This window comes from Ensifer sp. 22521 (assembly GCF_052044795.1).
GTDB lineage: Bacteria > Pseudomonadota > Alphaproteobacteria > Rhizobiales > Rhizobiaceae > Ensifer.
Genome location: NZ_JBQENM010000005.1, coordinates 180,275 through 193,842, shown reverse-complemented (window position 1 = coordinate 193,842; position 13,568 = coordinate 180,275). Strand labels below are relative to the sequence as shown.

The 13,568-nt window shown below is 62.9% G+C and carries 8 protein-coding genes; 4 read left to right on the top strand and 4 right to left on the bottom strand.

Annotated elements, in window-relative coordinates:
• The first annotated feature begins 11 nt into the window (after positions 1-11).
• Positions 12-1,265: an SGNH/GDSL hydrolase family protein gene (locus ACTJKE_RS08810; protein WP_057254828.1), complete on the top strand. Its 1,254-nt coding sequence runs from the start codon at positions 12-14 to the stop codon at positions 1,263-1,265.
• Between the two features lie 296 nt (positions 1,266-1,561).
• Here ACTJKE_RS08810 and ACTJKE_RS08805 read toward each other — a convergent pair whose 3' ends face one another.
• Entirely contained in the window at positions 1,562-3,019 is a 1,458-nt protein-coding gene (locus tag ACTJKE_RS08805) for a glutamate synthase subunit beta (protein WP_057254630.1), read from the bottom strand.
• A gap of 108 nt (positions 3,020-3,127) precedes the next feature.
• Entirely contained in the window at positions 3,128-7,852 is a 4,725-nt protein-coding gene (gene gltB / locus ACTJKE_RS08800; protein WP_440691752.1) for a glutamate synthase large subunit, read from the bottom strand.
• A gap of 553 nt (positions 7,853-8,405) precedes the next feature.
• On the opposite strand from gltB, the gene ACTJKE_RS08795 reads away from it, so the two are divergent.
• Positions 8,406-9,452 carry a threonine aldolase family protein gene (locus ACTJKE_RS08795; protein WP_058325917.1) on the top strand — a complete coding sequence of 349 codons (1,047 nt, stop codon included), beginning with the start codon at positions 8,406-8,408 and terminating at the stop codon, positions 9,450-9,452.
• 74 nt (positions 9,453-9,526) lie between these two features.
• Here ACTJKE_RS08795 and ACTJKE_RS08790 read toward each other — a convergent pair whose 3' ends face one another.
• Positions 9,527-10,384, bottom strand: a complete 858-nt coding sequence (locus ACTJKE_RS08790; RefSeq protein WP_058325918.1) for a LysR substrate-binding domain-containing protein — start codon at positions 10,382-10,384, stop codon at positions 9,527-9,529.
• A gap of 95 nt (positions 10,385-10,479) precedes the next feature.
• Between ACTJKE_RS08790 and ACTJKE_RS08785 the strand changes: the two genes are divergently transcribed.
• Positions 10,480-11,469, top strand: coding sequence for a bile acid:sodium symporter family protein (locus tag ACTJKE_RS08785; protein ID WP_058325227.1), 990 nt, complete (start codon positions 10,480-10,482; stop codon positions 11,467-11,469).
• Between the two features lie 217 nt (positions 11,470-11,686).
• Here the strand turns inward: ACTJKE_RS08785 and ACTJKE_RS08780 are convergent, their stop codons facing one another.
• The gene (locus ACTJKE_RS08780; RefSeq protein WP_057254625.1) at positions 11,687-12,148 is read right to left on the bottom strand and encodes an Hsp20 family protein; all 462 of its coding nucleotides are present in this window, start codon (positions 12,146-12,148) and stop codon (positions 11,687-11,689) included.
• 386 nt (positions 12,149-12,534) lie between these two features.
• Here ACTJKE_RS08780 and ACTJKE_RS08775 point away from each other — a divergent pair, with 386 nt between their 5' ends.
• Positions 12,535-13,500: an alpha/beta fold hydrolase gene (locus tag ACTJKE_RS08775; protein WP_057254624.1), complete on the top strand. Its 966-nt coding sequence runs from the start codon at positions 12,535-12,537 to the stop codon at positions 13,498-13,500.
• Positions 13,501-13,568: the final 68 nt, after the last annotated feature.

The window sequence follows — 13,568 nt, the reverse complement described above, 5'->3', positions numbered from 1 at the left end:
CAGAAGAGCAGATGACGAGCAAGCGCCGCAACCAACCGCGCCGAACGCCCTTCGGGATTGCGACGATCTGCATCGCCGCAATGGCGATGGTCGCCGTCAGCCTCTTTGCAAGCTTTGCCGAGGCGCAGGAGCGCGCCCAGCGGCGCACCCTGTTCCAGATGCTCTTCGGCGGCTTGTCGCGCGAGCGGCCGGTTCTTGAAGACCGCTCCTATTTCCCTGAGCAGCCGCGCCCGAAACGCCAACGCCAGCAGCAACAGCAGCGCCAGAAGGGCCAGGGGCAACAGAAGCAGAAGCCGAAGATCGCCGATGCACCGGCAGTCGCGCCGGTGGTGGTGGAGAAAGCGCCCGACGCCAAGAAGGTTCTGGTCGTCGGCGACTTCATGGCCGGCAGCCTCGGCGACGGCCTGAAGACCGCCTTCGAGATGACGCCCGGCATCGCCGTCGAGACACGGGCGAATGGCTCGTCCGGCCTGGTGCGCGAAGATTACTTCAACTGGCCGGGTACGCTTCCCGGCTACGTCGGCGAATTAAAGCCATCCGTGATCATCATCAGCCTCGGTGCCAACGATCGGCAGCAGATGCAGATGGGCGACGTCAAGGAGAAGTTCCGCAGCGATATCTGGAACGAGGAGTATCGCAAGCGCGTCAATGCGCTGGCGGCCCTTGCCCGCAAGGAGAAGCTGCCGGTTCTCTGGGTCGGCATGCCGCCGTTCCAGTCCGCCGCAATGACCGCCGACATGGTGACCTTCAACGGCATCTATCGCGAGGAAATCGAGAAGGTCGGCGGCCAGTTTGTCGACATCTGGGATGGCTTCGTCGACGAGGGCGGCAAATTCGTCCTGACCGGCTCCGACATCAACGGCCAGCAGGTTCGTCTGCGCGGCGCCGATGGCATCAACCTCACCAAGGCCGGCAAGCGCAAGCTGGCTTTCTACGTCGAGAAGGACATTCGGCGGTTGCTCGGCGATGCCGCCGCGACGGACAAGAACGTGCCCGGGGCAGGCGAACTCAAGGACCTGGTGGTGACGGCGCCGCTTGGCAACGAGGATATCGTCAAGACCCAGCCGATCGGCTTGACCGATCCGGCCCTGGATGGCGCCGGCTCCCTGCTTGGCAACGCCGCACCGGACAAGGGCAACGGCAAGAGCCCGCGCGACCTTTTGGTTGACAAGGGGGATGTCGCCGCCGCACCGACCGGCCGCGTCGATGACTTCCGCCTGTCGAAGCCAAGCACTGTCATCAGCAATCCGGTGATCCGCAACTAAAGCCTGTCGCGCAAAAGTGCGCAGCGGTTTTGCGGTATGCGATATATCAAAAACTTAAAGCGCAAGGAGCGAATCTGAAAGATCGCGACGCGCTTAAGAGCAATTCCAGGAAAAGTGTGAAGCGGTTTTCCGTCCGGAATTGCGCTATTTCAAAGACTTAGATCAATTCACCGTTTCGACGAAAAAATGAAATCATCTAGAACCAGCCGCGCCCAAGGCTGTCGAGCCTCCGGCAACAGCCCACAAAAAAGCCCCGCATCGCTGCGGGGCTTTTTTCATGCTTGGGAGTAAACCGTTTATCGCGGCAGGGTGGTTGAGCCCATCAGCGCCTCGTCGATCGCACGCGCCGCCTGGCGGCCTTCGCGGATCGCCCAGACGACCAGAGACTGGCCGCGACGCACGTCGCCGGCGGTCCAGAGCTTCTCGACCGAGGTCTTGTAGTCGCGCTCGTTGGCAACCACGTTGGTCGAGCCGCGGCGATCGGTGTTGAGCGTCAGCTTGTCGCCGAGATCCTTCAGCACGCTGCTGGTAAACGGACCGCGGAAGCCGATGGCGATGAAGGCAAGATCCGCCTTGATGATGAACTCCGTGCCGGCGACCGGCTTGCGGCGATCGTCCACCTGGCAGCACTTCACGCCGGTGAGAGTGCCATCCTCGTCGCCGATGAATTCGAGCGTTGCCACCTGGAACTCGCGGATCGCGCCTTCGGCCTGGCTGGACGAGGTGCGCATCTTCGTTGCCCAGAACGGCCAGACGGCAAGCTTGTCTTCCTTTTCCGGTGGCTGCGGGCGGATGTCGAGCTGGGTCACCTTGACCGCGCCCTGACGGAAGGCGGTGCCGACGCAGTCCGACGCGGTATCGCCACCGCCGACGACGACGATGTGCTTGCCGCCGGCGAGGATCGGCTGCGACGGCCAGCCGACGCTGTCGATGTTCTCGCGGCCGACGCGGCGGTTCTGCTGCACGAGATAGGGCATCGCATCATGCACACCGGCGAATTCAACACCGGGGATGCCCGCGTCACGCGGCGTCTCCGAACCGCCGCAATAAAGCACAGCATCGTGGTCGTCGAGCAGGCGCTGCATCGGCACGTCAACGCCGACATTGATGCCGCAGTGGAAGGTGACGCCTTCGCCCTTCATCTGTTCGACGCGGCGGTCGATGAAGTTCTTCTCCATCTTGAAGTCCGGAATGCCGTAGCGCAGCAGGCCGCCGGCCTTGGTCTCGCGCTCGTAGACGTGAACTTCGTGGCCGGCGCGGGCAAGCTGCTGGCCTGCCGCCATGCCGGCTGGGCCTGAGCCGATGACCGCGACCTTCTTGCCGGTCTTGGTGACGGCCGGCTGCGGCACGATGTAGCCCATCTCATAGGCCTTGTCGGCGATCGCCTGTTCGATCGTCTTGATCGCCACCGGCGTGTCTTCGAGGTTCAGCGTGCAGGCTTCCTCGCACGGCGCCGGGCAGACGCGACCGGTGAATTCCGGGAAGTTGTTGGTCGAATGCAGGTTGCGGATCGCCTCATCCCAGTTGCCGTTGTAGACGAGGTCGTTCCAGTCCGGGATCTGGTTGTGCACCGGGCAGCCGGTCGGCCCATGGCAATAGGGGATGCCACAGTCCATGCAGCGAGCAGCCTGCTTCTGCACTTCCGGTTCTGACATCGGAATGGTGAATTCACGGAAATGGCGAATGCGGTCGGATGCCGGCTGGTACTTTGCCACTTGCCGGTCGATCTCGAGAAATCCAGTTACCTTACCCATCGTACTATCCTGAAAGCTTTGCGTCTGAACAGGCGCTTTTGACAAGCGCGCGTGAGGGACCCCCGAACCAGTCTGTGATGAACCGGGAGCCTTGGTCACCGGGGCCTCCTATTCAGCCGCCTCTGCCATTTTCATGCGTTCCATATCCTCGAGCGCACGGCGGTATTCGACCGGCATGACCTTGCGGAATTTCGGCCGGTAATCCGTCCAGTGATCGAGAATCTCCTTCGCCCGGGGCGAACCCGTGTGGTGAAGGTGGTTGGATATCAGCTGATAGAGCCGCTCTTCATCGTGACGCGTCATGTCGCCGGAGACGTCGACCATGCCCTTGTGCATGATGTCGCCGCCGTGGTGATGCAGCTTCTCGAGCATGTCGTCCTCTTCCGGAACCGGCTGCAACTCGACCATCGCCATGTTGCAACGACGGGCGAAATCACCCTCCTCGTCCAGCACATAGGCAACGCCGCCGGACATGCCGGCCGCGAAGTTGCGGCCCGTCGTGCCGAGAACGACGACGACGCCGCCGGTCATGTATTCGCAGCCATGGTCACCCACGCCCTCGACGACCGCGACCGCACCGGAGTTGCGCACGGCGAAGCGCTCGCCGGCAACGCCGTTGAAGTAGCACTCGCCCGAGATCGCGCCATAAAGCACGGTGTTGCCGACGATGATCGATTCCTGCGGAACGATCGTCGCGTTTTCCGGCGGCCGGACGATGATGCGTCCGCCCGAAAGACCCTTGCCGACATAGTCGTTGCCGTCGCCCACCAGGTCGAAGGTGATACCGCGTGCCAGGAACGCGGCGAAGGACTGGCCGGCCGTGCCCCTCAGGGTCACGTGGATGGTGTCGTCCTTCAGGCCCTTGTGGCCCCAGCGCTTGGCAAGCGCACCGGCGAGCATCGCACCGGCCGAGCGGTCGACGTTCTTGATCGCAGCTTCGATCTTGACCGGCGCCTTGGTTTCGAGCGCGACCTTGGCTTCCTCGATCAGCTTGCGGTCGAGAATGTCGTCGATCGGGTGCTTCTGGCGTGTGGTCCAGTAGGTCTCTTCCTTGGCGGCTTCCACCTTGTGGAAGATCTTCGAGAAGTCGAGGCCGTTCGCCTTCCAGTGGGCAAGCGCACCGTCCTTTTCGAGCAGCTCGGAGGCACCGATGATCTCGTCAAGCTTGCGCACACCAAGCGAAGCCAGGATCTCGCGCACTTCCTCGGCGACGAAGAAGAAGTAGTTGATGACGTGCTCGGCCGTGCCCTTGAAGCGCTTGCGCAGAACCGGGTCCTGGGTGGCGACACCGACGGGACAGGTGTTGAGATGGCACTTGCGCATCATGATGCAGCCGGCAGCGATCAGCGGCGCGGTGGCAAAGCCGAACTCATCGGCACCGAGCAGCGCCCCGATGATGACGTCGCGGCCGGTCTTGAGACCGCCGTCGACCTGAAGGGCGACGCGCGAACGCAGGCCGTTCAAGACCAGCGTCTGCTGGGTTTCGGCAAGACCGATTTCCCACGGGCTGCCGGCGTGCTTCAGCGATGTCAGCGGCGAGGCGCCGGTGCCGCCGTCGAAGCCGGCGACGGTGATGTGGTCGGCGCGCGCCTTGGCGACGCCGGCGGCAACCGTGCCGACGCCGACTTCCGAGACGAGCTTGACCGAGACGTCCGCTTCCGGATTGACGTTCTTCAGATCGTAGATCAGCTGCGCCAGATCTTCGATCGAATAGATGTCATGGTGCGGCGGTGGCGAGATCAGGCCGACGCCAGGCGTCGAGTGCCGGGTCTTGGCAACCGTCGCATCGACCTTGTGGCCGGGCAGCTGGCCGCCTTCGCCGGGCTTGGCGCCCTGCGCCACCTTGATCTGCAGCATGTCGGCATTGACCAGGTACTCCGTGGTCACGCCGAAGCGGCCGGACGCGATCTGCTTGATCGCCGAGCGCTCGGGGTTCATCGAACCGTCCGGCAGCGGCAGGTAACGGTCGCTCTCCTCACCGCCCTCGCCGGTATTCGACTTGCCGCCGATCCGGTTCATGGCGATTGCGAGCGTCGTATGCGCCTCGCGGCTGATCGAGCCGAAGGACATAGCACCGGTCGAGAAGCGCTTGACGATGTCGGTAGCCGGCTCGACCTCGTCGACCGAGATCGGCTTGCGGCCGAGAGCCTCGGCGCTCTTCACCGTAAACAGGCCGCGAATGGTGTTCATGCGTAGCGCCGAGTTGTTCACCATCTCGGAGAATTCGCGATAGCGGTCCTGCGCGTTGCCGCGCACGGCATGCTGCAGAGATGCGATCGCGTCCGGGGTCCAGGCGTGGCTTTCACCGCGCATACGGAAGGCATATTCGCCGCCGATGTCGAGCGTGTTGGCGAGAACCGGGTCGGCACCGAACGCCGCCTTGTGGCGGGCGACGGTCTCGGCGGCGATCTCTTCGAGGCCGATGCCTTCGATCGTCGTCGCCGTGCCGAAGAAGAACTGGTTGACCAGCTTCGACGACAGACCGACGGCGTCGAAGATCTGCGCGCCGCAATAGGACTGGTAGGTCGAAATGCCCATCTTGGACATGACCTTGAGGATGCCCTTGCCGACGGCCTTGATGTAGCGATAGACGACCTCGCTCGCATCGACCTCCTTGGGGAACTCGCCGCGCTTGTGCATGTCGATCAGCGTGTCGAAGGCGAGATAGGGGTTGATCGCCTCGGCGCCGTAGCCGGCGAGCAGGCAGAAGTGGTGCACTTCGCGCGGTTCGCCGGATTCGAGCACGATGCCGACTGAGGTGCGCAGGCCCTTGCGGATCAGGTGGTGGTGCACGGCGGCGGTCGCAAGCAGCGCCGGGATCGCCACGCGGTCCGGACCGACCTGGCGGTCCGACAGCACGATGATGTTGTAGCCGCCTTTCACCGCCGCTTCCGCGCGTTCGCAGAGACGGTCGAGCATATCGGGCATGCCTTCGGCACCGCGCGAAATGTCATAGGTGAAATCGAGCGTCTTGGTGTCGAAGCGATCTTCCGTGTGACCGATCGAGCGGATCTTTTCGAGATCGCCATTGGTCAGGATCGGCTGGCGCACCTCGAGCCGCTTGGCATGGGCCATGCCCTCGTGATCGAGGATGTTCGGGCGCGGTCCGATGAAGGAGACGAGGCTCATCACCAGCTCTTCGCGGATCGGGTCGATCGGCGGGTTGGTAACCTGCGCGAAGTTCTGCTTGAAATAGGTATAGAGCAGCTTGCGCTTGTCCGACATCGCCGAGATCGGCGTATCGGTGCCCATCGAGCCGATCGCCTCCTGGCCGGTCGTCGCCATCGGCGACATCAGGATCTTGGTGTCTTCGAGCGTGTAGCCGAAGGCCTGCTGGCGGTCGATGAGCGAGACGTCGCGACGCAGCGCGCGCGGCTCCACCGGCTTCAGTTCTTCGAGGATGAGCTGGGTGTCTTCAAGCCACTTGCTATAGGGGTGCTTCTGGGCGAGCGAGGACTTCACCTCCTCGTCGGAGATGATGCGGCCCTGCTCCATATCGATCAGCAGCATCTTGCCCGGCTGCAGGCGCCACTTCTTGACGATCTTGTCCTCGTCGACCGGCAGCACGCCGGATTCCGAAGCAAGGATGACGCGATCATCAGAGGTGACGATGTAGCGGGCCGGACGCAGGCCGTTGCGGTCGAGCGTCGCGCCGATCTGGCGGCCATCGGTGAAGGCGACTGCCGCCGGTCCGTCCCACGGCTCCATCAGCGCCGCATGGTATTCGTAGAAAGCCTTGCGCTCGGGCGACATCAGCTGGTTGCCGGCCCAGGCTTCCGGGATCAGCATCATGACAGCATGCGACAGCGAATAGCCGCCCTGCACCAGGAACTCGAGTGCGTTGTCGAAGCAGGCGGTGTCCGACTGGCCCTCATAGGAGATCGGCCAGAGCTTTGAGATATCCTCGCCGAAGAGCGGCGAAGATACCGACGCCTGACGCGCGGCCATCCAGTTGACGTTGCCGCGCAGCGTGTTGATTTCGCCGTTATGCGCGACCATGCGGTAGGGATGCGCGAGCTTCCACGACGGGAAGGTGTTGGTCGAGAAGCGCTGGTGCACGAGCGCCACCGCGCTCTCAAACCGCGGATCGGACAGGTCCTTGTAATAGGCGCCGACCTGGTACGCCAGGAACATGCCCTTGTAGACGATCGTCGAGGACGACAGCGATACCGGGTAGAAATTGCTCTCCTCGCCCTTGTATTCGTCATAGATGCGGTTGGAGATCACCTTGCGCAGCGTGAAGAGACGACGCTCGAACTCGGGGTTCGTGGCGGCGTCGCGGCCGGCACCGATGAAGATCTGGACATGGCGCGGCTCGGTCGCGGCAATCTCGGGCGCCTTCGACAGCGACGCGTTGTCGACCGGCACGTCGCGGTAGCCGATGAGCACCTGGCCCTCTTCGGCGACGACGTCCTTGATCACCTGCTTGAAGTGTTCGACGAGCGCATCGTCCGGCGGCATGAAGATATGGCCGACGGCGTACTCGCCCGCCTTCGGCAGGGTGATGCCCTGCTTGGCCATCTCCTCGCGGAAGAAGCGGTCGGGAATCTGCACGAGAATGCCCGCGCCGTCGCCCATCAGCGGGTCGGCACCGACGGCACCGCGGTGCGTCAGGTTTTCGAGCATGAACAGGCCGTCGCGCACGATCTGGTGCGACTTCTGACCCTTCATATGCGCGACGAAACCGACGCCGCAGGCGTCATGTTCGTTGCGCGGATCGTAGAGACCCTGTTTTCGCGGCAGGCCAGTCGGGAATGCGGGCGTTTTTTCAGCCGTCGCAACGCTGTGTGCGAGGTTGAGCCCAGATTGCTGTGATGGCGAATGATCCGTCATCGTTTTCCCTCCTGTTAAACCCGGCACCGCCGGGCATGGCACCGCCCGCGCATGGCTCTTCGTTGCGCGCAAAGGCACGCCAAAAAGCCGGGGCACTATCGTCTCATGATCCTGATCAGGTCGCAAATAAGCACGGCATCATCAGGCACTGATGTCTGCGACCATCCTGACGGCAGGCGATAACAACCGGATGAAATCCGGCAAATCCCCCCGCTTCGCACGCCGGGTGCCATTTTTTTAGGCACTCGCGGCGATTGTTCCGGTCCCTAGACCGAAATAGGACAGCAAACCTGTCCTATTTCATGTGCTCTATGCCAGAAACTCCCCCCCTCCGCAAGAGGCATATCAGCAAATAATAGAGAAGATTTTGCCGAACATTGCCGGAAGTTTCCGGCTTTTATAATTTAATTACGGCTTTCCGGCGTTTTCTTCCTTTTGGTTTCAAACTGGTCTCCAGTTGGCCTTTCGGCCGCCGACCGTGATTGATCCGGCCGAGAACTCGGCTAAGGTCGGCCAAATCCGTCGAAAAGACTGTAATACAGGGTGGAATGTGATGATTTTTTCGTCTGACAACTGGGCTGGCGCCCATCCCGCGATTGCCGAAAGCCTGATGGCGCATGCCGGCGGATATGCGTCCGCCTATGGCACCAGCGAGCTTGACCGGAAGGTGGAGAAGAAGTTCGCGGAAATCTTCGAAAGGGATGTCGCAGTCTTCTTCGTCGGCACCGGAACGGCTGCCAATTCGCTGGCACTTGCGACAGCCAATCGCGCAGGCGGCATCGCCTTCTGCCATCGCGAAGCGCATGTCATCGCCGATGAATGCGGCGCGCCGGAATTCTTCTCGCACGGCGCCAGGCTGAAGCCTGTCGATGGACCGCGGGGCAAGATGGAGGCCGCGCGCCTCGAAGCCGAGATCCGGCGCTTTCCGCTCGACAATGTCCACGGTGGCCAGCCGACAGCGGTCTCGCTGACCCAGGCAACGGAAAGCGGCACGGTCTATTCGCTCTCGGAGATCGAGGCGATCGCGGCCGTTGCCAAGGCGCACAAGTTGCCGCTGCATATGGATGGTGCCCGCTTCGCCAATGCGCTCGTCGGCCTTGGCGCAACGCCCGCTGAAATGACCTGGAAGCGCGGTGTCGATCTCGTCTCCTTCGGCGGCACCAAGAACGGCTGCTGGTGCGCCGAAGCGCTGGTGCTCTTCGATCTCTCGAAGGCGCACGAAATGCATTTCCTGCGCAAGCGCTCGGCCCAACTCTTCTCCAAGTCGCGTTTCGTCTCCGCACAGTTCGACGCCTACTTCGCCGGCGATCTCTGGCTGAACCTCGCGCGCCATGCCAACGCGATGGCTGCACGCCTCGCCGAGGGCATCGCCGCCTCGAAGACGAGCCGCCTCGCCTGGCAGGCGGACGCCAACGAGGTTTTCCCCATCATCAGGAAAGACGTGGCCACGAAGCTCAGGCAGGATGGCGCCGTCTTCTACGACTGGCCCGTGCCCCACGACCTCGATGGAAGTCTTGCGCCGGATCAGGGTCTCTACCGCCTCGTGACCAGCTTTGCGACGAAGGCCGACGACGTCGACCGGTTCGTCGCCGCGTGCTGAAGCAGTTCCAGGAAAACGGCCAGCTTTTCCATCCGGACGACCATCTCGCGACCTGAGCGGGGTGATCCCCCGCATCAAGCCTGTCCCTGCAGTGTCCTCACATTGGAGAGGATCTCGGCCGATAGTGCTGCACTCAGCTTGCGGTCCACGCCCTTGCTCGGCACCAGCACGAACTCGACGTCTTCGAGCGGCGGCAGGGCGCCGGCGGGGATCTCCTTCAACCCCTGCGGCACCATGCTGCGCGGCTGCACGAGCACCCCCATTCCGGCGCGCGCGGCCGCCGTCAGCCCGCTGAGGCTGCCGCAGGTGCAGACGATGCGCCACGGCAGGCGATGCCGGTCGAGCACTTCGAGCGCGACGCTGCGGGTGATGCTCGGCGGCGGAAAGGCGATCAGCGGCAGCACCTTGTCACGCCTGATCCTTTCGGGGTCGCGGGCGAGCCAGACGAGCGGCTCGCGATAGACGAGCTCGCCTCTCACGTCGCCGAGCCTGCGCTTGGCGAGCACGAGATCGATCTCGCCGTTGTCCTGCATCTGGTAAAGCACGCCGCTGAGCGCCACGGTCAGTTCGAGATCGACCGACGGATGAGCACGGACGAAATCTTCGAGTACCGCCGGCAGCCGGCTCATGACGAAATCCTCGGAAACACCAAGCCGCAGGCGACCACGCAGACTGCTTTCGGCAAAAAGCGCACGCACCTCGCCGTCGATCGTCAGCATCGAACGCGCATGGGCAAGCAGTGCCAGCCCATCCGCCGTCAGCGAAACACGGTGGGTATCGCGGGCAACCAGGGTTCGCCCGAGCGATGCCTCAAGCCTTTGAATATGCTGGCTGACGGTCGATTGCCCAAGCGACAGTTTCTCCGCCGCGAGTGTGAAACTGCCCATCTGTTCGAGCGCGACGAAGCTGCGCAACTGCACGAGATCCAACATGGCTCATCCCAAATCGCGATAACTGTTATTCCTTGCATCCTGCTTCATAATGAGTGATCCCGGCAAGACGTTTCATCACCAGCAAGTGACCGGATATGCGCCGCTACCTTCCCGATACCTTCACCATCCTGCTTCTGGCGACGGTGCTCTTGGCATCCGTCCTGCCGATCCATGGTGAGGCGACCGCCTGGTTCGGATTGGCGACCAAGGTGGCGGTCGGCATGGTCTTCTTCCTGCACGGCGCCCGCCTCTCGCGCGACGTGGTGATCGCCGGCATCCTGCACTGGCGGCTGCACCTGACGATCCTCGCCTCCACCTTCGTGCTCTTCCCGCTGATCGGTCTTGCAATCGGCTTCGTCCCGACCTCGATCCTTCCGCAGTCGCTCTACACCGGCATCCTGTTCCTCTGCGTGCTGCCCTCGACGGTGCAGTCTTCGATCGCCTTCACCTCGATGGCCGGCGGCAATGTGCCGGCGGCGATCTGCTCGGCCTCCGCCTCCAACATATTCGGCATGTTCCTGACGCCGCTTTTGGTCGGGCTGCTGTTTACCGCCGGCGGCCACGGCGGCGTGACGCTCGATGCACTGGAGCAGATCCTGCTGCAACTGCTCGCCCCTTTCGTCATCGGCCAGCTGCTGCAGCCCTTGATCGGCAACTGGATCCGGGCGCGCAAGGGACTCTTGGCGCCCGTCGATCGCGGCTCGATCCTGATGGTCGTCTATCTCGCCTTCAGCCAGGCGGTGACATCGGGCCTTTGGCAGACCTATTCGCTGGCAGATCTCGGCGTCCTGGTCGTCATCGAGATTGTCATGCTGGCGCTCGTGCTCGCCGTCACCATGTTCGGCAGCCGACTGCTCGGCTTCGACAAGGCGGATGAGATCGCCATCACCTTCTGCGGCTCGAAGAAGAGCCTTGCGAGCGGCGTTCCGATGGCGAGCGCCATCTTCGCCGGGCAGAACATCGGCGCGATCGTGCTGCCGGTGATGCTGTTCCACCAGATCCAGCTGATGGCCTGCGCCGTCATCGCACAGCGCTACGCCGCCAAGAAGCAGGCCTCCGCCGTGCCCGCGCCGGCCAGATCCTAAAGCCTGTCGCGCAAAAGTGCGCAGCGGTTTTGCGACAACGACATGCGAAACATCAAAAACTTAAAGCGCAAGGAGCGAATCTGAAAGATCGCGACACGCTTTAGAAAGTCAGGAAAATCTGACGCGGGCTGCGTTCGGAACTGCGTGATTTCAATGAGCCAATAAAAAAGCGGCGCCCCTGAGGGGCGCCGCCTGTCTTGGGAGATTGTCTTCGCGGTTAGAGGGTCTGGGCCTCGATCTGCTTCGGCTGCGAGGCAACGGACGAAATCTCGATCCGGCGGGGCTTGGCTGCTTCCGGAATCTCGCGGGTGAGGTCGATGTGCAGCAAGCCGTTCTTCAGCGAAGCGGACTTGATCTCCACGTGATCGGCGAGCTGGAAGCGGCGCTCGAAGGCACGCTTGGCAATGCCGCGATGGAGAAACTGGCTTTCGTCGCCCTTTTCCTCGGCTTTTTCGCCCTTGACCGTCAGCGTGTGCTCACGGGCCTCGATCGAAAGCTCGCTCTCGTCAAAGCCGGCAACGGCCATGGTGATGCGGTAGGCGTTTTCGCCGGTGCGTTCGATGTTGTAGGGCGGATAGGTCTGAGCTTCACCCGGCTGGCCGAGGCTGTCGAGCATCGTGAACAGGCGATCAAAGCCAACGGTGGAACGGTAAAGGGGAGAGAAATCAAAGTGACGCATTGTGTCCTCCTTGGAGCAACGGTTTGCGATGTCTGGTCGGCCACCCCATTCTGGCAGCGGCAAGACCGGTGAACGGACCCGTCTTCGGCGCCCGTGACCCTGATTTGGGGAGGCAAATTCGCGACTTCAAGACGCGAGCGCTTACGATTTTCCCGTGAACCCGACATGAACGGCCGCTTCGGCTTCCGTTCAGCCCCGGTGGGCTAGAAGAAAACTCTGGGCGGCAACTCCCAGGCTGAAGTGATACGTCCCTTCCTCTTCAGCAGCCGGAAACGGTGATCGTCCGGATTTCACCCACCGTTTCCGGCTTTTTTCTTTGACGACTGAGACCCTGCCGCCTATCCCTTGATGATACCGATCAACCCGCTCTTGGCCGTCACCACGTCATGACCTCGATCCTCCACTCGACACCGGACAATCCGACCCCGGAAAACTACGTGGCTGGGTTCTTCGATGGCGTCGGCGGTCGCAAGATTCGCTACGCGATCTTCAGGACGAAACAGCCTGTTGCGCGCGGCACGGTCGTCCTGCTGCAGGGCCGCAACGAATCGATCGAGAAATATTTCGAGACGATCGCTGATCTCACGGCTGCAGGTCTTTGGGTCGCGACCTTCGACTGGCGCGGCCAGGCGGGCTCCGAGCGGCTGCTGCCACACCCGGGCCGCGGCTACGTCGACCACTTCTCCGACTATGAACGCGACCTCAGCACCTTCCTCGAACAGATCGTGCTGCCCGATACGCGCCTGCCCTTCTCGATCGTCGCCCATTCCATGGGTGCGCTCGTTGCCCTGTCGCTGGCACCGATGCTAGCAAGCCGGATCGACCGGCTGGTGGTGCTGGCACCCTTCGTCGGCCTTGGCGGACAGGCGCTCGGCGAGCCCAGCATTGCGGCGATTGCGACCCTCATGCGCTGCATCGGCCTCGGCACCCTGCCGGCCCATCCCGACAAGGGCAACCGCCCGTTCGAAAGCAACGTGCTGACGGCGGACCGGCGCCGCTACCTGCGCAACATCGCACTGACCGACACGCATCCGGAACTGAGGCTTGGCCCGCCCACCGCGCGCTGGCTGAGCGAGGCCTTCCGCGCCATGCGCCGCGTCATCCGTCGCGAGCATCTGACGCGCATCACCCTGCCGACGATCATCCTGGCGCCGACGGCTGACCGTCTGGTGCCGCATCTCGCCGTCGAGTGGTTGGCGCGCAACTTCCGCGCCGCCCAGATGATCCCGATCGATGGCGCCCGCCACGAACTGCTGCATGAAGCGGATCGCTATCGCGCCCAGGCGATGGCCGCGATCCTTGCCTTTGTCATCCCCGAAGAGGGTGACGAACGCGAAAACAGCGCCGCCTGATACAGGCGGGCACACTCGCCAATCGTTTGATTTTGCATCTCGCTTCGGTATCAGCGCCGGAGCGTGGC